Below are 22,686 nucleotides of genomic sequence, written 5' to 3'. Positions count from 1 at the left end.
TCAATGGCCTGTCGGCGGGTGACGAGGCCCGAAAAATGGTGCCGCGCGCCACCTTGGCAGATGCGAACACCTTGCTCAGTGCAAGCCCAACATCACGCATTCTGGCGTTCATTGCAGCCGCCTCCCGCACCGCAGGTCGTGGCATGTCAGCTTGCCACCGCATATGGGTATCTCGCCGCGAATTTCGGCATCCTGTGCATAAACGCCGAATGCCTCCCGAATCGTGTCGGGCAGTGCATCATCGTCCCATGGCTTATGCAGCGCCTTGTATGCGGCTCCCTGCTCGACGGCCTCGGCCATCGCTTCCACATTACCCATGCCGGAATAAACGATGCCTACCGTTTCCGGAAACATCTGCTTGATTCGGCCCAGAAATGCGGTGCCGGTTATGCCGGGCATGTGATGTTCACACAGGACCACCTGTGCGCCATGCGTGGTCAACATGCCCAATGCTTCATCCGCGTCGCCCGCATTGAGAATGCGCCAGCCTTTCCCGCGCAGAGTGCGTGCGAGGGCATTGCGTATATCGGGTTCACTATCGACGATCAGCAAGGTAGGCGCCTGCCGTTCGATTTCAAGTTCGTCTATATCCAGGCGACGGTTGCTGTGCAGCAGGCGTTCGGCGGCTTCCTCGGGAAGGGGGCGGCTGAAGTAATACCCCTGCAGCTCGTCGCACTTCACATTGTGCAGAAAAGCGGCCTGTGCGACCTCTTCCACCCCTTCGGCCACCACCACCAAACCCAGGCTGTGCGACAGGGAGACGATTGCGCGCACGATGGCGGCATCGTCCGAATCCGTTGTCAGGTCACGCACGAAGGAGCGATCAATCTTGAGCACATCGATCGGGAACAGTTTGAGATAGGACAGCGAGGAATAGCCCGTGCCGAAATCGTCCACCGACAGCGTAACGCCCAGTTTCTTGAGCGCACGCAGCGTGCCGATCGCCACTTCGCTGTCATGCATCACGGTGCTCTCGGTGATTTCCAGTTCCAGGAATGACGGATCGAACCCTGTTTCCGCGAGCACCTGCTCCACACGGCCCACCAGGCCCGGATCGCGAAATTGTCGTGCAGAAAGATTCATCGACATGCGCACCTCGGGAAGTCCCATGTCCTGCCACTGTCGCGCTTGCCGGCAAGCCGCTTCCAGCACCCAGTCACCAAGCGGCATGATGAGGCCGGTATCCTCAGCCACGCCGATAAATCGATCCGGGCCAATCAATCCCTCGCGCGGGTGATTCCAGCGGACCAGCGCCTCAAAGCCCAGCACCACTCCGGAAATCAGGCTGACGCGCGGCTGATAGTGCAGCACCAACTCCCCGTGTTTGATAGCCATGCGAAGATCGTGCTCGATCTCGACCCGGGCGCGCATCCGCGTATCCATCTCCGACACGTAGAAACGGAAGGTGTTTCGCCCTTCCTCCTTGGCGCGGTACATGGCGATATCGGCATTACGCAGCAGGGATTCGGCATCCTCGCCATCTAATGGGCAGATTGACAGGCCAAGACTGCCCGTCATATACACTTGGTGACCATTCAACAGAAACGGCTGTACCAGCGTACCCAGAACCTTTTCGGCCACGATCGCCACATCCTCGATGTGCACGATATCCGGCAGCAGCAGAATGAACTCATCGCCACTCTGACGACCCACGGTATCGCCCTGCCGCAACGCCCCATTGATCCGCGCCGTGGCCTGGCACAGCAGTTCATCTCCCGCGGCATGCCCCAGGGTGTCGTTGATGTCCTTGAAATGATCCAGATCCAGATACGCAACCGCGAGCAATCGCTGGCCTCGCTGTGCGTGGGAAATCGCCTGCTGGAGACGGTCCAGAATGAGCGCGCGGTTTGGCAGGCCCGTCAGCACATCGTGGCGGGCCTGATGAAACAATTGATCCTCTTGATGTTTACGCTCCGAGATATCACGCGCGATCACCAGCACGGAAACAACCCGGTTGTCCATATCCCGCTCGGGCACCATGCGCACATGAAAATGGCGCAAACCCAGCTGCGGTATTTCAATATCGCATTCGATGGTCACCGCCTCACCGTGTTCGAATACCTCATGCGCACTGCGCTGCCAAGGCTCGGCTGCTTCCTGCGGCAGTCCCAGTTCACCCCAGGTCTTGCCCAGACATTCACCCTGTTCCACCCCGGTGGCCAACTCGTTCGCTGGATTGGCGTAGAGGTAACGCAGGTTGCGGTCGAAACGCGCGATCACGTCCGGCGCGTTGTCCACCAGTGCCTGAAATTCCTGCGAATGGCGACGCAGCAGGTTTTCCATTTCCTTGGTCGTGGTCGTGTCACGCATCACGACAAATATTTCACGTTTATCGTCCAGCTCGATCCGAGACAGGCTGATCGCGACTGGAATGCCCTCGCCATCCTTGTGCCGGGCGACCATGTCCAACTGAACAGCCAACGGTTCCGGTACGGGAACGGCATAACGCTCACGCTGCTCCGCATAAATGGTATGCATATTTTCCGGAAACAGCATTTCCATCGGCTGGCCGATCATCTCGTCATGGCGATAGCCCAGCATCGTTTCCGCGGCCGAATTCACCATCACGATGCATCCTTCTGCATCGAGCAGGAACAGGGCATTCGGTGCTGCGTCTAAAATCGTGCGGAAGCGTTGCTCGCTTTTTCGCGAGTTCTTCTCCGAAGCGGCCAGTTCGCGATAGGGCTGCTGCACAGCCACCACGAACACGGCGCGATAGAGAAAACCATAAGCCACGACTTTGTAGACGTGCCCGAGGAAACTGAATCCATCGTTTACCTGGCTGTAGAGCGTGAAATTCAGCTCGCTCAAGGCCATGATGCTGACCGCTGCAAACAGGTAGGGCGCAACGTCGTTGCCTGCCGTTCGATGCCTGGAAAATATAACGAGCGCCGCCGCCGCGTGCAGTCCGATAACGAAATACTCGACACCGATCTTGAACGGCGTCAGCCCTTGCGCCGGGACAAAGGTGGCCGGAAGCCATTCTGCCCGGTATATCACGATCCAATACACTGCCGCGACCCAAGCCAGCGCCGCGACGAGCGCCGCGTGGCGCAAGCCGGAATTCATCGATATCCGGGGCATGATTACCGCCGCCAGCAAGGCAACTGCCGCGGTGATGCGCGCGGCAAGCCAGAAATTGATGGCTTTTTCCGCACCCGACGGCGTAACGAAATCCGGCATGCCCGCATACGACAGCAAATGCGCGACATCCAGCAGACCCACTGCAAGAAACGCCACCGACAGCAACGTGAGAAATGTCGGCCCGTGCGCTTTCGCCGTATGCCAGCCAATGCCGAAGATCATGCCCGCCACCACCACGGCCAGGATTTCCACCATGTTATGAAAGGCGAGGTAGCCCTCGATATGCGCCAACGCCTGCGGCATCCGGGCGTGCAGGATACCCAACAGAACCGCCAGACAGGCAATCACGAAAATGGCAGCACCCATGCCATTGGAAAGGAATGATGGACGTGCCTTCATTGACGCGGCTTGGCAATCAGACACTGATTTTCAACCCCGCTTTACGCTCACGCATATTTCATGATCTCTGCCGGAATCGCCTGCAGCGATACGATGCGATCCACCCCGCCCAGCTTCACCGCCTCCTTGGGCATGCCGTAGACCACGCAGGTGGCTTCGTCCTGCGCCACGGTGGGCGCACCCGCATCGTGCATTTCCTTGAGGCCGCGCGCACCGTCATCGCCCATCCCGGTCATAATGACGCCCAGGGCATTCCTGCCCGCGAACTTGGCCACCGAGCGGAACAACACATCCACCGATGGTCGATGGCGGTTGACCACCGGGCCATCCACCACTTCAACGTGATACTGGGAACCGTTGCGCTTGAGCAGCATGTGCCTGCCGCCGGGGGCGATCAGCGCACGACCGGGCATGACGCGATCGCCGTTCTGCGCCTCGCGCACCTCGATCTGGCACAAGGTGTCGAGCCGGGCGGCGAAGGAGGCTGTGAATTTCTCGGGCATATGCTGCACGATGACGATCCCTGGCGACACGCGCGGCAACACGGTCAGCACCGCTTCCAGCGCCTGGGTGCCGCCGGTGGACGTGCCGATGGCGACGATGCGCTCGGTCGTCTGCGCCATGGCCTGGTTCGTGGCGGGCAGAATCGCGTCGGCGCTGAGTTTTGGCATCATGGCAGCGGGTGCGCCGCTGCTGACCTTCAGATTGCGGACATTGGCGTGCGCCGCGGTTTTCACGGCGCGAATCAGATCCGACCCAGCGTCTTCCAACGCCATGCGTCGGTTACCGATACCCGGCTTGGGCACGACCCCGACTGCGCCTGCCGCCAGCGCCTGCATGGCGGTTTCCGATCCCTTCTGCGAAATCGAGGAGCAGATCACCACCGGCGTCGGCCGTTCCGCCATGATCTTCCTGAGAAACGTGATGCCATCCATGCGCGGCATTTCCACGTCCAGGACAATCACGTCCGGCCACTGCTTTTTCATCTTCTCCTGAGCGAAAATGGGGTCGGCTGCAACGGCGATCACCTCGATGCCGGCATGACCGTTCAGCACTTCGGACAGCACCTGTCGCACGACCGCGGAATCGTCCACGACCAGGACTTTTATATTCGTTGACATAGATCCCTTGCTTTAGTCATCGCCCACGCACTTCGGGGCAAGCTGGCGCACCCATACATGGCCCGACCAGATATCGAATATCACCGTGCGATGGCCGGCACCGCCCAGGTCTTCCGACGCCAGGCGCAGCCCATGGTGCTTCAGCAGAGACCGCCCGGCATCGGCATTTTTGAGCCCGATATGGCGCTGCCCCACATTGACCAACCGCTGAAACATATTGCCCCCGCCAAATAATTTGACCTCATAGTCCTCAATCGCAGTACCGCTCCTGCGGATCTCTTCAAACAGGAGCCAAAGGGCCTCATCCGCGTACTTGCCATCCGCCAGCTTCGATCCCCGCGCTTGCCGGTTCGGCAGCATGTAGTGGCACATGCCGCCAATCAGCAATTTCGGATGCCAGAGCGTGATGGACACACAGGACCCCAGGATTGTCCGAATACGGATATCCCGATCGCCGAAATAGAATTCACCGGGATTCAGGAAGATTTCAATGACATGAGGCGGCTTGCGCATGGGGCGTGTTGCAGGTCTATTTTCTGTACACCGATGGCCGCACCGCAGTGAGCACATCTGTAATACCGTTGAGGCTTTCCGAGTGGCCAATGATCAGATAGCCGCCAGGCTTGAGCGTGGCGGCGATACGCTCGACCACCCGCGCCTTGGTGTCGGTATTGAAATAAATCATCACATTGCGCAGAAAAACCACATCGAACTCGCCCAGGCGCGGCAGGGTTTCGTTGAGGTTGATCTGCTGGAAACTGACGCGCGCACGCAGGCGCTTGTCCAAAAGAAAACGGCCATCCTGCGAACCCACGCCCTTGAGGCAATATTCCTGCAGGTAGCGTTGCGGGATATGACTTGCGCGTTCCATCGCATACAGCCCGCTGCGCGCGCGTTCCAGTACCCGTGTGCTGATGTCGGAAGCGACGATTTCCCACGGCGCTTCGCCAAGCTGGTCGGCCAACACCATCGCCAGCGTGAAGGGCTCCTCACCGCTCGAGCAGGCCGCGCTCCAGACACGGAACGGCGAGCCTGGTTGCCGCTCTGCGAGGATGCGCTGCTGCAGGAATTCGAAGTGTTTGGGCTCGCGAAAGAAATAGGTTTCGTTGGTGGTGAGCAGGTCCAGTGCGGTTTGCAATTCCGCCGGTTCATTGCCGCTTGTCAGCAAGCGCAAATAATCGCGGTAGGAATCGAGTGAATAATGCTTCAGCCGCTTCGCAAGACGGCCGCATACCAGCGCCTTTTTGGCCGGGGAAAGGCTGATTCCCGCAAGCCGGTAGATCAGCCGCTGGAATTCGCCGAACTCCTGATCAGTCAGTGTGGACGCTTGCATGCCCCACTCCCCTTATTCGATTCGCCCGGCATGGCAATTCCACGCATGCCATGCGCCACCGTCAGCCAGGTGCTGCGTGCGGCTTGACTGGCAGGCAGACAGAGTAGCCAGGAAAGCAGGCCGAACACCGTTCCTGTTTTTTGCGGGCAGGCGATCGGCTGGAAGGCACGGGCATTGTTTGATGTCGATCACTCCGCCACAGCCTCATCCGCAGATCCCGCGCCATGCGCATTCGCCTGCTCCAGCAACGCCAGATCGTCGATCGACAGCACGTTGTCCACGTTCAGCATGATCACGAACTTGCCGTCCACCTTGCCCATGCCGCGAATGAAGTCAGTGCGGATCTTCGCGCCAAAAGCCGGCGGCGGTTCAATCTGGTCCCCGGGTATTTCCAGCACCTCGTTCACCGCATCCACCACCACGCCCACCACCTGTTTCTCCTGATCGGATTCCACTTCGATGATGACGATACAGGTGCGGCGGGTGAGCTCGGTGCCCTTGCGGCCGAAGCGCGCGGCGAGATCCACCACCGGCACCACGCTGCCGCGCAGGTTGATCACCCCGCGAATGTAGTCCGGCATCATGGGCACCTCGGTGAGGTTGCCGTACTCGATGATTTCCTTGATGGCGAGGATGCCGATCGCGAACACCTCGCCCCCCAGCATGAAGGTCAGGTACTGCTGCTGGTCCTGTGTCGCAGCCGGCCCCGCCTGTTCTTTCAGTTTGACAAGCGCACTCATGTCGTCTCCTCAGAACTTGACGAATTCAAATTCATCGCTGGGGCCGGCCACGGATCTCGACGCGGCTTTGCTGCCGGCAGCCTTGGCGTGCGCCACCCGGGTATGCTTCTGGGGGGCTGTTTTCTTGGCGCTCGACATCGTCCCGCTGCTGCCACTCTCCAGCTGGAAGAAACTCATGGACTGTTGCAGTTGCTCGGCCTGGCTGCTCATTTCCTCCGCCGTGGCAGCCAGTTCTTCCGAGCTGGAGGCATTCTGCTGGGTGATCTGGTTCAGCTGGGACATGGCCGTGTTGATCTGCCCGACGCCGGAGGATTGCTCTTCGGAGGCAGCGGTGATTTCCTGCACCAGATCCGAGGTCTTGTTGATGGTTGGCACCATTTCGTCCAGCAGCTTGCCGGCCCGTTCCGCCATGTCCACCGAGCCGCCCGCCAGCTCGCCGATCTCCTGCGCCGCCACCTGGCTGCGTTCCGCCAGCTTGCGCACTTCCGCCGCCACCACCGCGAAGCCCTTGCCGTGCTCGCCGGCCCGCGCCGCTTCGATGGCGGCATTCAGCGCCAGCAGGTTGGTCTGGTAGGCAATGTCGTCAATGATGCCGATCTTGCCGGCGATGCTCTTCATGGCCGTGACGGTCTCTTTGACCGCCTCGCCGCCTTCGGTGGCTTCCTTCGCCGCCTTGGAGGCCATGCCATCCGTCACTTTGGCGTTCTCGGTGTTCTGGCCGATGGACGCGGACATCTGCTCGATCGAGGCGGAGGTTTCTTCCACGCTCGCCGCCTGTTCGCTGGAAGCCTGGCTCAGGGATTGCGCCGTTGCGGACACTTCTTCGGACGCGCTGGACAGATTGTCCGCCGCGCCGCGCACCTCGGTGATGATCTGCGAAAGCCGCTCCACCATGTTCTTCATCGCGCCGAGCAGCATGCCGGTCTCGTCCCTGGACTGCACGTCGATCTTCACGCCGAAATCGCCTTCGGCGAGGCTATTGGCCACGCTTACCGCCTCGCCAATTGGCTTGGTGATGGAACGGGTAACCCAGAAAGCAATACCCGCGCCAAAAATAGCCGAAATCACAGCCAGAATAATCATGAGCCGACTGCCATCATCATAGGCAGTGGCTGCTTCCTTCCCGGAGTTCTCCATAATCTGGCCCTGGAACGCAATAAGGTCGTTGATGGCTGCCATGAAGGTGTTTAGTGCGGGCACCGTATCTTGCGCCATGACACGCGATGCTTCTTCACGTTTATTTTCTTCCAGCAGCAGCTTGCTTGCCTGTGTGAATGATGCGACGTAAGGTTTGCGCGCCTCCCGAATCGCTGCGAGCATGGCCTTGCCTTCCGGCTTGTAGAGCATTGCCTCAAGCTGATCGATCTTGTCCGTGATTTTCTTTTTGTTGGAGTCCATACGCTCCAGGGTTTTGGCGATGGTGGCTTTGTCGGTTGTCAGGAACAGTTCATAGCTGGCACGTGCATTGTCGTTGGCCATGTCAACAACGTCGTTTGCAAGAACGGATTTGGTCCAATCCTGGGTGGCCATCCTGTTCGAAATCTCGTTAACCAAAGCAAGCTCTTTGATACCAATAGCAGCAACTGCAGCCATCAGAACCAGCAACAGGCCAAAGCCCAGCCCCAACCGCACCCCTATCTTCATGTTCTTAAACATTGCCACGTCTCCCTGTATATCTCTGAAAAAATAGAAACTCTAAAAAAAACCCGGCCCAATCACGCGCCATGCATGACCATCTGCTCATCCCGCGCGACCCCCAGCTGCACCAGTGCCGGCACATCCAGAATCAGCGCCACCTCGCCCGTTCCCAGAATCGTGGAACCGGAAATACCTCTCAAATGCCTGAACACACTGCCCAGCGGCTTGATGACGGTCTGAAACTCGCCCATCAACTCATCCACGACAAATCCGGCCTTCTGCCCACCGTATTGGACGACCACAATGTTTTCTCGTTTGCCTGCGACTGCATTGACTTCGAATTGATCGCGCAGACGGACAAAGGGCAGCACCTCGCCACGCAGATTGACGTAGTTGCGCGTATCTGCAGCCTTTCTGTCCGCGTCTGACAGTTCGATGCACTCCAGCACCATGTCGAGCGGCACCACGAAAGCCGATTTGCCTACGCCGACCAGAAAGCCATCGATAATGGCCAGGGTGAGCGGCAGCCGGATGCGTACCGTTGTGCCGTTTCCCTCCATGCTTTCAATGTCCACCGTGCCGCGCAGTGCCTGGATGTTGCGCTTGACCACATCCATGCCGACGCCGCGGCCGGAGAGATTGGTGACCTGGTCTGCGGTGGAGAATCCGGCCTCGAAAATCAGGTTGTAAATCTCGCTATCCGACAAGCTCTGGCCGGGACTGATGATGCCGCGCTCGATCGCCTTCTTGAGGATGCGTTCCTTCTTGAGGCCACCGCCGTCATCGGCCACTTCGATCACGATGCTGCCGGAATCGTGGTAGGCATTCAGCCGCAAGGTGCCCTTCGCCGGCTTGCTGGCCGCCATGCGCGCCTCGGCCGGCTCGATGCCGTGATCCATGGCATTACGCACCAGGTGCATGAGAGGGTCACCGATCTTTTCGACCACGGTCTTGTCCAGTTCGGTTTCTGCGCCGCCGATCTCCAGGCCGATGTCCTTGCCCAGTTCCTTGCTCACATCGCGCACGACGCGCTGGAAGCGGTTGAACGTCTCGCCGATTTCCACCATGCGCAGCTTGAGCGCGCCGTCGCGGATTTCCTCGACCAGGCCCGATACGACTGAGGTGGATTCATGCAGCGCCACGTCACCGGAACGATGAGCCAGCAAGGAAGCGCCGGCGCCGGCAATCACCAGCTCGCCGACGAGATTGATAAGCTCATCGAGTTTTTCCGCGCTCACGCGTATGAACTTGGCTTCCTGGGTTTTGTGGTCGCGAATCTGGCGCTGCTTCTCCAGCGCCACATCCACCACCTCTTTCTGCACCACGCCTTCCTTGACCAGAACTTCGCCGATGGGCGGCTTGGCGCCGCCACTAGCCGCCATCGTGCTTTCCTGGGCTGCCAGCGCATCCTCCAATTCGTTGCTGGTGAGAATGCCCGCCTCGATCAGCAACTGACCGAGCATGTCGGTATTGCCGCTCGCGTGCTCGAGTCGCTCGACGAAAGCGGCGAGATGGCTCGGCGGGGGGAAAATGCGCAGCCTGCAGTCCTCCCGTACGAACTCGAAGGTGTCCTCAATGGTTTTCTTGTCCGCCTCGCTCTTGAACTCGATCGAGAAACTCAAGTAGCAGGATTCCGGATCAATTGCGTTCAGTTCGGGCAGTTCGCTATCGTCGACCCTGAGCGAAACGATATCGCCGATGGTAGAGAGATAGCGGATGAAGGAGATAGGGTCCATGCCGTTTCTCAGCACATCGGGCCCGAAGCCGAGCGAGATGTGCCAATAGTCACCCTCGATCGGGCCGCCGCCGCTCGTATCGAGCCGGGCCTCTTGAACCGCGGGTATGGCGATATCGGAGACAGCCCCCCCCATCAGGGACCTGAGTGCAGCGGCAATCGCCTCGCCCGCAGCCGCCTGCTCCAAATCAAGTGTCTCTCCGGCTTCTGCCACCACCGTAATCAGCAGGCCGATGTGGTCGCAGCACTTGAGCAGCAGTTCGACCAGTTCGCCACTGATTGCCAGTGCATCCTCGCGCACCTCGTCAAGCGCGTTTTCGACCACATGGGTGAAGGCCACGATTGCATCGAGCCCGAACAAGCCCGCAGAGCCCTTGATGGTGTGCGCGGCACGAAACATGGCGTTGACCGTTTCCTCATCCTGCGGCTCGCTTTCGAGTCGCAGCAGGATGCTCTCCATTTCATCGAGCAAGCCTCGGCTTTCCTCGATATAGGTCTGTAATGCCTGATCCATGTTCACGCTACGTCTCCTTGGTATATGACGGCGGTTATTGCCGAGCGGAAATCAGCAGGGGATCGCCGAATTGAGCCGCCATGCTGTAGAGATCGATCACATCCAGCGTTGCCTGACTATGGGAGACGAAACGCACGACCTTGCCCAGTCGAATGCCTTCGCGCTTTGCTGCCAGCAGCAACTGGAATCCGGCGGTATCCATCTCGGTGATGCCGCTTAGATTGAGTTCGACCTCATTGTTGGCAGCCAGATGCTCAATCAAACCATCCCTGATTTGCTGGCCGTGATAAATGGTGAGTTCGCCTTCCATTTGCAGCGTGCAAATGCCGTTCACCTGCTGCGCATTGATGTCCATATCGCTCTCCCTGTTGTCGGCTTTAGGGCATGATCAGTTTTGATACGGCAGCCAGCATCTGTGCCGGCTGGAAGGGCTTGACCACCCAGGCCTTGGCGCCTGCCGCCTGCCCTTCCTGCTTTTTTGCCTCCTGCGATTCGGTGGTGAGCATGATGATGGGCGTGAACTTGTAATTCGCCATCTTCTTGACCTCTTTCACGAAGGTGATGCCGTCCATGTTCGGCATGTTGACGTCGCTGATGATGAGGTGAATTTTCTGTCCGGTAATCTTGGACAGGCCATCCTTGCCGTCACATGCCTCGATAACGTCGAATCCGGCGCCCTTGAGCGCGATGCTCACGACCTGGCGCAGCGAAGCCGAGTCGTCAACAACCATGATGGTTTTTGCCATAGTAATTTCCTAAAAAAAGGTGATTTCTGAACTGGCCGACTGCGTGGCGTTTGCACCGGTGTGCATCTCCCGCTGTTCGGTCGTGGTATAGGTTTTCGATAACGCGTCCAGCCATGCCTTTTCATCGATGGGCGTACATTGCCCCGCATCCAGGCAGTCGTTGACATGCGCTTCAAATTTCCGGATGTCGTCACGGACGTGTGAAAGAATCTGGCTCACGCGATCCTGAAACTGCAACGAGACCAGCACATCGGAAATTTCATCCCGAATACCCACGCTGGCCTCATTCAGGATGCGGGAAGAGTCTGTCAATCGACTCGCTGTACCATGAAAACGCTCGATCACCTGGCCGATGACCGATTCGGAATGCGTAACCGTCTCGGCATCCCGTGTCGCAGACTGCTCGGATGCAGATACGGTGGACGCGATCGCGGCATTGATCTGTTCCGCCCCTTGACTGATTCTCTTACCCGTTTCAGCGGACAGCTTGGAAAGCTTGCGCACCTCGTCGGCCACCACAGCGAAACCTCGCCCCGCCTCGCCGGCACGTGCCGCCTCGATGGCAGCGTTGAGCGCGAGCAGGTTGGTCTGCATGGCGATGCTGCCGACCTCGGCTGCCATCTCCTTCAACTCACTCATGAATAACGCCAACTGATTGACCTCTTGCAGCAGGTTTTGCTTGGAAGCGGTGGACTCGCGCAACGAATCGATAATCGAACCCAGATCCCACTGGCTTGTTTCGAGCAGATCTACCAGACCTTCCTGTCCCTGTTTCGCGTCGCTACCGCCTGCAGCCGATTGCGAGGCAGATACCGCCGCCTCCAGCTTTTCCGCCAGACCGGAAAAACGGATGGCGAGCGAGGTCACCGCATCCTCGGTCTGTACACGCCCCGTCTCCACCTGCAACGACCAGATCGGCATCACGCTTGCGCATACCCTGTCGAGATCAGGCAGGCTATTTCCCGCCGGATGGCCGCTCCGCTCAAGCGACGCGAGCCTGGCGGCGCGCCTGGATTCCAGGAATCGATGTGCGACCCATCCGCCCGCCAGCCCGCAAGCAAAAATCAATATGCCGAGCGCCGCGTTCTCCACACTGCCAATGCCGATCAAAAAATCTGTCGCCCGGCCTTCAGTTGCATTAAATTCCATACCACCTTCCACTTGTCGATACGCTTGTCATGGCGAGGAACACAGATGTGTCAGCTGTAGCGCGTCACGGTATTCAGCAACAGATCGATCTGGGCAGACAGATCGTAAAAATGATCCGCCCCTGCTTGCAGCCAGCGCTTTCTGTATACCTCCGGCGAGTAGGAACTCACCACGATCATGCATGCCGCAGGGCATGCAGACCTTGCCCGGGCAAGATCCTCAAGGCCGCCTTCATCCGGCTTCTGGACCCCCATGACCACGACTTCCGGTTGAACGCCCTGCATTGCACGGCTTGCATTTTCGAGCACGGCGATCTCCACAATCTCGACGCCGTGAAGACTGGACAGCATGGCAGCCAGGCGTTCTCGCAGAAGAATCGATGGCTCGACCAGCAATAATTTCATTATCCCCAACCCCTCGTCAGACCTGCTCCGGACGGATATGGACATACCATTCCACACAAAATAGTTATCGATAGTGAATGCCCTGAAATGAAGTCGGCACAATCTGCTTTTGGTTCAGGACTTGCTCACACCGGAGTAGGAATATTCCTATTGAGATATTGAGACGGCCAGGTAATGTTTTAAGCCGCAAAGTATTTCCACGGCATCCTGCCAACGTACCGGTGGGCTTGATCTGCTACGACTGTATGGATTTGGAGTCCCCTGACGTTTACAGGCGGGAGAATCCGGCGTATTCAAGCCAAGACCAAAGATCGACCGGATCAATTCTTGTATGCAGCCCGAAGAGCAGATGAAATGCCGCGGCGACAGTTTGACGATCGACTGGCCGGGGCAATGGCGTGGCGACGGTTGGCCCGTCGCGGGAGGAAAACTCAGCCGTCGATCAATTGATGGCGGATGGCATAGCGAACCAGGTCAGTTGATGTCTGGAGGTTCATTTTCCGCATGAGGCGGAATTTGTGTGTGCTGACCGTCTTGATGCTCAGGAACAAATCACTTGCGATCTCGCTTATCGTCCTGCCGGAGGTGAGCATGAGGAATACCTGAAGTTCCCGTTCCGACAGTTCCTCATGCGGAGCGCAGCCTTCCGGGTCATGACCAAACACGAGCGTTTCGACCAATGCGGCGTCGATGAATTTCCCCCCGCCAGAGACCTTGCGAATGGCCCCAAGGAGGATTTCCGGCTCGCTGTCCTTGGTCAGATAACCGCTAGCGCCTGCCTTGAGCGCGCGGCTGGCGATCTGCCCCTCGGCATGCATGCTCAATACCAGAATCGGCAGATTGGGATGCTCCGTACGCAGCCATTTAATCAGGTCTACGCCAGACAGGCCCGGCATGTTCATATCGAGGAGAACGATATCGCAGGCGGTTTGCACGAGCACATGCTGAAGACCCTCTCCTCCTGCCGCCTCTCCAACAACGCTGATATCGGGCGCAAGCGCAAGTATCTGTTTAAGCCCGTGACGCACAATGGCATGGTCGTCGACAATGACGAGTCGGATCATCCTGAAAACCTCAGTTGGATAAGGGGGTGGCACGGTTCATGGAGCACAGGACACGACACAAGGCTGCGGTTATGCCACAGGGACGCACACGCGAATACGTGTGCCCCGCCCCGGTTCGCTGTCCAGTTCAAATACGCCCTCCATCATCGCCACCCGCTCGCGGATGCCGACCAGGCCGAATGATTTGCGGTTCGCTACGGTATGCGGCTCGAATCCTTTTCCATTGTCACTCACCTCAAAACAGAGATGGCCATCGGTTGAAGCCACGAGGATTTCGGCCTGGGTCGCCTCGGCATGGCGCGCGATATTCGTCAGCGACTCCTGAATGATGCGGAATACTGCGGTCGCGCTAAATTCGCCCAGGGAAATGTCGCCATCGCCCAGCACAAGTTCACAGGGGATGCCCGCATACCCGATAAATTCCTCTACCAGCCACTCAAGTGCGGCAACGATACCAAGATCCAAAGCCCCCGGCCGCAAGCTCGATGTAACATGCCGTGCGGTCTTGATGGTGCGGTCCACCAGTTGTGTCATGGATTGCAGGCGTGCCATGAGTTGTGGATTGGACTCGCCAAAGCTGAGACGTGCCAGCGAAACATCCATCCGCAGCGCGGTGAGCGTCTGTCCCAGTTCATCGTGGATTTCGCGTGCAATACGTTTGCGCTCTTCCTCACGCACGCTTTCGAGATGCGCAGAAAGCTCGCGCAACATGTTTTTCGAATTGACGAGTTCTTCTTCGCTGGTTTTGCTTTCGGTAATGTTGATCGCAACACCATCCCACAGGCAGACATCCTCGCCGTAGCGACGCGGGGTGGCACGCAGGTTGATCCATCTCGCCTCACCATCCGCGGTAACGATACGCCCTTCCCAATTCCAGAACGACAGCTCCTTCTGCGACTGCGCCAGGCTGTCATGGAAGGCGTGCGCATCCTCCGCGACGACGAGGCCGATGAACGCGCTGTTTTCCCGCAGGATCGCTGCCGCATCCAGGCCCAGCAGCCATTTCGCGCCATTGCTGACGTACGTGAATTGCAGTTCGCCACCCGCATGCCGGCAACACTGGAACATCATGCCCGGCACATTGGAAGTAATGCCATGAAGACGTTCCTCGCTTTCGCGCAATATCAATTCGGCGCCTTTAAGGGTGGAAATGTCGCGCGCGATGGTCAGGACCGATTCAACCCTGCCCGATACATCGTATTCCGGGACGGCTCTGGTGTGGTAATACCTGACGACACCCTCCTTCGTGGTTATTCCAAACTCGAAGACTTCCGGTTCCCCGGTGAAAAGCACCCGCCGCAGCGCATTGGTCCATATTTCTGCCTCCTTGTCCGTCATCCCAAGTTCGGTACAGGTCTTGCCCAGCAGGAATTCCTGTGACATGCCGATTGATTTCTCGACCGCGGGATTGACATAAATACGGCGTAAGTCGCTGTCGAAGCGAGAAACAATATCCGGCAGGTTCTCGGCCAGAGAATGGAATTTGCGCTCCAGATGCCGAATTTCCGCATCCGTCCGCATCCGCTCGGTAATGTCCCTGAAAACCACCACGGCCCCGGCGATGGCGCCTTTTTCGTCATGCAGCGGCAAGGCGGAGTTGCTGATGACTTTATGGCTGCCATCGAAACACTCAATGTCGATCACCTCGTCAAGGGAGGTTTCACCGTGCTTAATGGCGCGGGCAGACGCCCAGTCATCTGCGCCGATGCGCTTGCCCGTGTCATGCCACCAGCCCTTGCATTCGCCACACGGCTTGATGCCAACCTTGCATTCGCCAGTCCAGATGCCGCTGCCGGCGGGATTATTCAAGATGAAATGTCCAGATGCATCCGTTGACGCTGTAGAAAAACCCCTTTTCAGCCAAATTGGCGACGTAAAAAACGGCGTGGAATTTCCACGCCGTTTTCAATTCATGATTTGCAACTTACCGAACCGATTCGGTGGGATGTTCCGATCAGTCATGGCAGCATCTGATTGACGTAGTGCGGGCTGCCCGCCCCGTCCCTACTGCGCATACCCGTGATGCGCCAGCTTCTCGATGTTGTGCACCAGGCAGTAGAGCTTCCACTGCGCATCCACTTTCTTCTGCCCCCGCAAGGTGAAGCGGTTGAGCTGTTTGTTGTGCCGCAAGTTGCCGAACACCGGTTCCACCGTGGCGAAGCGTCGTCCGTATCGCGCCTGTCCTTCCGGGCAATCGATACGGACTTTCATCTTGTCGGTGAAGGACTCCGTGCCGTCAGCCTTGCCCTGAAAGAAACTCACTTGCCGGGTCTTGGTCCTGGTCGGCGTGCGTAGACACTTATCCCGTTGTGCGCACGGTACGCAGTCCTGCTGCGCGCCCTGAAATTTGACGGCAACGAAACCATTGATGATGCAATGGCTGCCGTTGCCGTAGAGTGTCTTGCCCGCAGGGCAAACGCAGGTCTGCGCGTCCATGTCATAGCGAAAGTCTGCGGGGCGATAAACAGCAGTCGGCTTCTTCTCTTTCTTCTGGCCGGATTTGTCGTGCAGAGGATCGGGGGCCTGCTTGTGTTTGTCCTGATCCTTGAAGCGTGGATCGCGTTGCCGCATACCGTTGTCGGCAATCAAGGCGTCCACTTCCAGTTCAGTAAGTTGCTTAAGGTTGGCTTCTGAGTGGTAACCCGCGTCCGCTGTGATGAGGCTGGCCGGGGTGATGAGTGGAGCATCATTCAATGCGACCTGGATGGCTTTGACCACCGGTACCAGCAGTTCCTGTTCGCTGCCGGTACCGTGGGCCTGCGCGTCCACGATGATCTGGTGACGGGCATCGACGGCGGCCACACCCGTATAACCCTGGATGACGCCTTTGCTGGTCGCCATCTTGGCGGATTCGTTGTCGGTGCGGTTGCTCTTCCGTATCGTGCCTTTGCTGCCCTTGCGATCATCGGGATGAGCGGTGAGCCATTGACGCAGTTGGGCGGCATCGGTTTGCAGGCGGCTGATGCGCTGGACTTCTTTCTGTCTGAGGTCGGCCTCGACCGGTTTGCTGTCCTCTTCCCGATGCCGTTCGAGCATGACGCGGGCAGCGGCTTCGAGCTTGGTGGCCTGGTGCTCGAAGTCGGCACGGGTGCCGCTCTTCTGTTTGCTGGCGTTGCTGGGCAGCTTGACGCCGTCGATGGCAAACATCTCGCGTCCGATCAAACCCTGCCGGTCGCACAGGTAGAGGATTTGGGTGAAGACGCGGGCGATGTCGTCGGCAAGCTTCGAGACAAATCCGGCAATCGTGGTGAAGTGGGGCTGGGTGTCGCCTGACAGGGCGATGAAGGTGACGTGGTCACGGCAGACTGCTTCAATGTTGCGACTGGAAATAATGCCCTGGCTGTAGGCAAACAGCACGACCTTGAGCAGCATGGCAGGCGGATAAGCCGCCGCACCGGTCGCGTCGTTGTTGAAGCGGGCATCGAAGCTGGACAGGTCCAGCTCGTGGTCGATGAGGTGATTGAGCGCGTGCTCGAAAGTACCGGGAAGCAGTTGCCGTTGCAGGTCGACGGCAAGGAAACGGGGGCTGGTGTCGATATGCTTGTAGCGCGCCATGCGGTCTGTGCCATCACAAAATCAATGCAGCGATGTTGATGCAGGCGGGAGGCTGGGGCAAGATGCGGGAATGATTATTTTTAGGGGCTTTTTATACAGCCTCGTTACCCACACCCCAACCGGCAGCACGTCCAGCACGCCGCGCAACTGCCGTCCGGTTTCGACGGCACGCCGCACGACAAACCGAACGCGCAGATAGATCAGCAACGCAGCAATGAGGCCGATGCCCGTTATGACCGTAATCGTCCGCCACACAGTGATGCGCATTGGCTGATATAGTTTTTCAGCATCAATTTTGCGCACCATGCCAAGACCCAGTTCCGCCACCGGAACGTAGGCCGCAACCACCATTTCGCCCCGGCTATCCGACGCAACAGCAACGCCGCGCTGCCCCTTCAGGGCGTACCCCATCGGGGTTTGTTCATCGCTGTGGCGCATCGGTTCCAGCTGCGGGCGCGGCATAAAAACCGAAGGAAAGCAGGCCATGTGTTCATTGCCCGCAAGTTTGCACAAGCGCGTTTCCAACCCTGCCGCCGCATCCTCCGTAAAAAGGTGCTCAAGTAGAGGCAGGGGTTCCTGAACCACGATAGTTCCTTGCCCCTGCGCGGCCGGGAAATGAACTTCCAGCAGCCATCCCCGCTTCCAGATCAGCCAGGCTGGGCGCGCATCTTCAAGGCGAAGCCGAAATTGTAAATCGTCTGCAGCTTGCCCCACATGCCGTCTTTCGGGACCGTCGACGCCCGCCAGCCAGGCGGAGCCAACCGGACCGGCCAGATCTCGCAACAGGGCTGTCGGGTCCGTGCGGGACGTCACACCATCCGCCCGTACTTGCAGCCGGTTCAATGCCGATGACACCACCAGCGAAAAAATTTCCGCCTGGTTCTGCACCGAGCTGGACAGCGCATTCTCCACCGTCACTTGCATCTGTTTGCCAAGTACAGCCACGGCCGCAGCGCTACCGAGCAGCAACGCTGCGGCAAGTCCAGTCAGACTGATTGCCAGAACTTGCCGCTCCTCGCGTGCGGCATAAAAACGGCGAAACCAGGGCGCTTCAACCATTGCCGCAAGATAACCGGAGACCAGCACACACATAGCCATCGTGATCGGCAAGTTCATGACCGCATCTCGATCGACGGTGGCCACGAACAGCAAGCCATCGAGACTGTGATTGAGAATGCCGCCAACCGCGGCAGCCAGGATGAGCCCGGGCGCGACCTGCGACAGGATCTGCCCAGGCAGCTTTCGCGATCGATCGAGGGTGGCCAGTGCCAAACCCGCGCACAGCATGGAAAATGCAGCGAGAGGGGGCATACGCCTGGGCAGGGATAATCCACGCCCGTCGACATTAAGCACAACGCGCCAGAAGCCATCGGGCGGCATCCAGGCAAAAAGATATTGCGCCATCACCACTGTGCTGATGGCTGCGATGAACCCGCCCAGCCAAGAGCGGTGCCGCGGCGAAAGCAAGGCCACGCCCGCCAGCCACAGTACGATGGAAGTATTGAGCCCTATTTCGGACAATATCGGTGCGTGCGCACACATGACATCCGGCACGGACAAGCAGCCCGCCACAATCACGCCCATGACGATGACAAGTGCCATCCCCGCTACCCGGCGGACAGCGGCGCAGGCTCGACAGGGCATGCGTTCAGTCAGGTGAAGATCCGATTTCATTCAAGAAACAACTTGATGCATTATTATCTTCACTGAAATTCAAGGAAACGAAGGAATACAAGAGGCCGCAGTACAGCAGGCTTCTGCGGAAGTGGCGGCGGCAACGAGGCTTGTTCACCGCGTCTTCTTTTCCACCAGTGGTGGAAAACACCCGCTTTAGCGGCTGTCAAGATTTTCAAGAAGATTCATAAAAGATATACAGTTTTAGATAAGGTCCAGCTTTTATGCTAAGTATACATACATAATAATAAGACAAAAGGTAGACAAAATGCACGGCGGCAAACAAATAGAACACTATCGCCACGCGTTACGGTTTTGCCTCATTTCGGTACATGGAAGCGTCACTGGTAGCCAGCGCCAAGCTATACGTGCGGCGCTGCCATTATTTTCTTGTCGAGTATTATCTGGCTATTTACTGGGAACCTCTTCCCAAGACGATTTCATCGCTACGGCTTCAACTACATTATTCCCTTGCGTCGGGTTGCCACATCCGCACAAATCTGCCATCACACGCACTCAACTTATTGTTTTGACTGGAAAATACCTTGCTTGACAAGGCAATCGAAAAACACACGCCGATGATGCAGCAGTACCTTGGCATCAAGGCGCAGCATCCCGACATGCTGCTGTTCTACCGCATGGGCGACTTTTACGAGTTGTTCTTCGACGACGCCGAAAAGGCCGCGCGGCTGCTGAACATCACGCTCACCACGCGCGGCGCCTCCGCAGGCAGCCCGATCAAGATGGCCGGGGTGCCATATCACAGCGCCGAGCAGTATCTGGCACGGCTGTTGAAGCTGGGCGAATCGGTGGTGATCGCCGAGCAGGTGGGCGACCCCGCCACCTCCAAAGGCCCGGTTGACCGGCAGGTGGCGCGCATCGTCACGCCCGGCACGCTGACCGATTCCGGTCTGCTGGACGAGACGCGCGACATCCTGATTCTCGCCATCGCGCCAGATGCTGGCGCACAGGGCGCCGAAACGGTCGGCGTGGCCTGGCTCAACCTCGCAGCCGGGCGCTTTCAGGTCACCGAGATCCATGCCACCGCCCTGCCCGCCCTGCTGGCGCGGGTACGGCCGGCGGAAATCCTCGCACCCGATGAGTTTGCCTTCAACGGCGCCAATTGCGCGGTTCGCCGGCTGGCGCCGTGGCAGTTCGATCCGGGCGGGGCGCAGACCCGGCTGGCACAGCAATTCGGTAGCCGCGATCTCGCCGGTTTCGGCGTCGCCGATCTGCGCCTGGCGATTGCTGCCGCAGGCGCCCTGCTCGATTACATCCAGACCACCCAGCGCACCGCACTGCCGCACATTCAGGCCATCCGCGCCGAGTGCGACGGCGATTATGTTCAGCTCGACGCCGCCACCCGGCGCAATCTGGAACTTACCGAAACCCTGCGCGGCGAAGCGGCACCGACGCTCTTGTCGGTGCTCGACACCACCGCCACCGGCATGGGCACGCGCCTGTTGCGCCACTGGCTGCACCATCCGCTGCGCGACCGGCTCGTGTTGACCCAGCGGCGCGATGCCATTGGCGTGCTGGCCGAGATCTCCGACGCGGCGGCGGCCATCACCCGGCTGCTGAAAAGCTGCGCCGATGTGGAACGCATCGGCGGCCGCATCGCGCTGAAGAACGCGCGTCCGCGCGACCTGTCCGGCCTGCGTGACACCCTCGCCCTGTTGCCCGATCTCGCCGCCGCCTTGCCCGACGACCACGCACGCCTTTCGGCGCTGCAAAACGCACTCGCCGCGCGTCCCGACCTGCATACACTACTGGTGCACGCCATCCAGCCCGAGCCTGCCAGCGTGCTGCGCGAAGGCGGAGTGATTGCCGACGGCTACGACGCCGATCTCGACGAGCTGCGCGCGCTGACACGCGACGCCGGGGCGTTTTTACTGGAACTGGAAGCGCGCGAACGCGCACGCTCGGGCATCGGCACCCTCAAAGTCGAATACAACAAGGTGCATGGCTTTTACATCGAGGTCAGCCGCGCGCAGTCGGAAAACGTCCCCGACGATTACCGCCGCCGCCAGACGCTGAAAAACGCCGAGCGCTACATCACGCCGGAACTCAAGGCTTTCGAAGACAAGGCCTTGTCCGCGCAGGACCGCGCGCTGGCGCGCGAGAAGGCGCTGTTCGAGGTGCTGCTGGCGACGCTGACGCCGCATGTGCCGGACCTGCTGGCGATTGCCGCCGCGCTGGCCGAAATCGACGTGCTGGCAAGCCAGGCCGAGCGCACGGGCACGCTCCAGCTCAATGCACCCGAATACGCCAGCGAACCCGGCATCGTCATCCGCGGCGGCCGCCATCCGGTGGTCGAAGCACAGGTGGCGCATTTCATCGCCAACGACGTGACACTGACCCGCAGCCGTCAGATGCTGCTGATCACCGGACCCAACATGGGTGGCAAATCGACCTATATGCGGCAGGTGGCGCTGATCACGCTCTTGGCCTGCTGCGGGTTGTGGGTGCCCGCCAGTTCGGCGAAAATCGGCGACGTCGACCAGATCTTCACCCGCATCGGCGCGTCGGATGATCTGGCCGGCGGCCGTTCCACCTTCATGGTCGAGATGACCGAAACCGCGCACATTCTGCACAACGCCAGCGCCAACAGCCTGGTGCTGCTGGACGAAATCGGGCGCGGCACCTCGACCTTCGACGGCCTTGCGCTGGCGTGGGCGGTGGCGCGGCATCTGGTCAGCGCCACCCGCGCGTTCACCCTGTTCGCCACCCACTATTTCGAGTTGACCCAACTGGCGCAGGAATTCCGTCAGCTCGTCAACGTGCATCTCGACGCCAAGGAACATGGCGCCGACCTGGTGTTCCTGCACGCGGTGGAAGAAGGCCCCGCCTCGCAAAGCTATGGCATCCAGGTTGCCCGCCTGGCCGGCGTGCCCAGCCCGGTAATTCTCGCCGCGCGGCGCCACCTGCGCGAACTTGAGGACGCGCAGCTGCAGCCCGGCCCGCAGGGCGACCTGTTCGCCGCCCACCTCCCCAACGACGATCCGCCGCCGCACCCCGCGCTCGACCAGCTGCGCGAGCTCGACCCCGACACCCTCACCCCGAAGGCCGCGCTGGACATGCTTTATGCGCTGAAAGCGCATTTATGAAGCCAGGCGCATTAAAAGCGCTTACGCATATCGCATTATGAAAACGCTTCGCCTCGACACAGCCGAACTGGGCCTCGACTTCAACGCCGCGTTGAAACTGGCGACGGCCATCGCCCGGCAGCAGCTGGACGACGATGCCATGTTGCTGAGCTGGTACGACCGCGAGCGCGATCTGGAATCGCCGGCAGGGGTGAGTGAATGCCACGAAGGCTGCGCCACCAGGGGATCGTGGGACTATGCGAAGAACCGCGGGGCGCGACTGGCGGTAACGTTCGACGACGGGCGGTTTACGTTCTGCTTCCTGTAAGTGCGGCCCTGACCGGACTGGAATTGCGGTAAGGTTCTTGTTGCCGCTCTTGACGAAAAAACACAGGCCATGCGCGGGTGGTGTGCAGCATCCCCGCATCGCGACGCTTGATCCCC

At 59.3% G+C, this 22,686-nt stretch carries 17 protein-coding genes; 2 read left to right on the top strand and 15 right to left on the bottom strand.

Features of this window, described 5'->3' with window-relative positions; translation table 11 throughout:
* Positions 1-108: 108 nt before the first annotated feature.
* From ACZ41T_RS00410 to ACZ41T_RS00340, 15 genes are all read right to left on the bottom strand, one after another.
* On the bottom strand, positions 109-3,306 hold the full coding sequence (locus ACZ41T_RS00410; protein WP_464924008.1) for an EAL domain-containing protein: 3,198 nt from the start codon (positions 3,304-3,306) through the stop codon (positions 109-111).
* Positions 3,307-3,530: 224 nt separating this feature from the next.
* Complete coding sequence (locus ACZ41T_RS00405) at positions 3,531-4,604, bottom strand: protein-glutamate methylesterase/protein-glutamine glutaminase (protein WP_464922566.1); 1,074 nt, start codon at positions 4,602-4,604, stop codon at positions 3,531-3,533.
* A 12-nt stretch (positions 4,605-4,616) separates the two neighbouring features.
* Positions 4,617-5,117 carry a chemotaxis protein CheD gene (locus ACZ41T_RS00400; protein ID WP_464922565.1) on the bottom strand — a complete coding sequence of 167 codons (501 nt, stop codon included), beginning with the start codon at positions 5,115-5,117 and terminating at the stop codon, positions 4,617-4,619.
* Positions 5,118-5,133: 16 nt separating this feature from the next.
* On the bottom strand, positions 5,134-5,937 hold the full coding sequence (locus ACZ41T_RS00395; RefSeq protein WP_464922564.1) for a CheR family methyltransferase: 804 nt from the start codon (positions 5,935-5,937) through the stop codon (positions 5,134-5,136).
* A 188-nt stretch (positions 5,938-6,125) separates the two neighbouring features.
* A complete protein-coding gene (locus ACZ41T_RS00390; RefSeq protein ID WP_464922563.1) occupies positions 6,126-6,677 on the bottom strand; it encodes a chemotaxis protein CheW in 552 nt (183 codons plus the stop codon).
* Positions 6,678-6,686: 9 nt separating this feature from the next.
* The gene (locus ACZ41T_RS00385) at positions 6,687-8,333 is read right to left on the bottom strand and encodes a methyl-accepting chemotaxis protein (protein ID WP_464922562.1); all 1,647 of its coding nucleotides are present in this window, start codon (positions 8,331-8,333) and stop codon (positions 6,687-6,689) included.
* Positions 8,334-8,392: 59 nt separating this feature from the next.
* Positions 8,393-10,564 (bottom strand): chemotaxis protein CheA, encoded by a 2,172-nt coding sequence (locus ACZ41T_RS00380; RefSeq protein ID WP_464924007.1) that lies wholly within the window; start codon positions 10,562-10,564, stop codon positions 8,393-8,395.
* A gap of 34 nt (positions 10,565-10,598) precedes the next feature.
* Positions 10,599-10,919 (bottom strand): STAS domain-containing protein, encoded by a 321-nt coding sequence (locus tag ACZ41T_RS00375; protein ID WP_464922561.1) that lies wholly within the window; start codon positions 10,917-10,919, stop codon positions 10,599-10,601.
* 22 nt (positions 10,920-10,941) lie between these two features.
* On the bottom strand, positions 10,942-11,310 hold the full coding sequence (locus tag ACZ41T_RS00370; RefSeq protein ID WP_464922560.1) for a response regulator: 369 nt from the start codon (positions 11,308-11,310) through the stop codon (positions 10,942-10,944).
* 9 nt (positions 11,311-11,319) lie between these two features.
* Positions 11,320-12,459: a methyl-accepting chemotaxis protein gene (locus ACZ41T_RS00365; RefSeq protein WP_464922559.1), complete on the bottom strand. Its 1,140-nt coding sequence runs from the start codon at positions 12,457-12,459 to the stop codon at positions 11,320-11,322.
* 50 nt (positions 12,460-12,509) lie between these two features.
* Positions 12,510-12,863, bottom strand: coding sequence for a response regulator (locus tag ACZ41T_RS00360; RefSeq protein WP_464922558.1), 354 nt, complete (start codon positions 12,861-12,863; stop codon positions 12,510-12,512).
* Between the two features lie 431 nt (positions 12,864-13,294).
* Positions 13,295-13,927: a response regulator gene (locus tag ACZ41T_RS00355; protein ID WP_464922557.1), complete on the bottom strand. Its 633-nt coding sequence runs from the start codon at positions 13,925-13,927 to the stop codon at positions 13,295-13,297.
* A 69-nt stretch (positions 13,928-13,996) separates the two neighbouring features.
* The gene (locus ACZ41T_RS00350; RefSeq protein ID WP_464922556.1) at positions 13,997-15,736 is read right to left on the bottom strand and encodes a PAS domain-containing sensor histidine kinase; all 1,740 of its coding nucleotides are present in this window, start codon (positions 15,734-15,736) and stop codon (positions 13,997-13,999) included.
* A gap of 195 nt (positions 15,737-15,931) precedes the next feature.
* Positions 15,932-17,482, bottom strand: a complete 1,551-nt coding sequence (locus ACZ41T_RS00345) for a transposase (RefSeq protein ID WP_464921023.1) — start codon at positions 17,480-17,482, stop codon at positions 15,932-15,934.
* Positions 17,483-17,503: 21 nt separating this feature from the next.
* Positions 17,504-19,084 (bottom strand): hypothetical protein, encoded by a 1,581-nt coding sequence (locus tag ACZ41T_RS00340; protein WP_464922555.1) that lies wholly within the window; start codon positions 19,082-19,084, stop codon positions 17,504-17,506.
* Between the two features lie 650 nt (positions 19,085-19,734).
* Between ACZ41T_RS00340 and mutS the strand changes: the two genes are divergently transcribed.
* Positions 19,735-22,263 (top strand): DNA mismatch repair protein MutS, encoded by a 2,529-nt coding sequence (gene mutS / locus ACZ41T_RS00335; protein ID WP_464924006.1) that lies wholly within the window; start codon positions 19,735-19,737, stop codon positions 22,261-22,263.
* Positions 22,264-22,300: 37 nt separating this feature from the next.
* Entirely contained in the window at positions 22,301-22,570 is a 270-nt protein-coding gene (locus ACZ41T_RS00330; RefSeq protein ID WP_464922554.1) for an AF1514 family protein, read from the top strand.
* Positions 22,571-22,686: the final 116 nt, after the last annotated feature.

It is taken from the genome of Thiobacillus thiophilus (assembly GCF_055378705.1).
The sequence above is the reverse complement of the archived record's forward strand: the minus strand, read 5'-3'. Positions and strand labels throughout refer to the sequence as shown.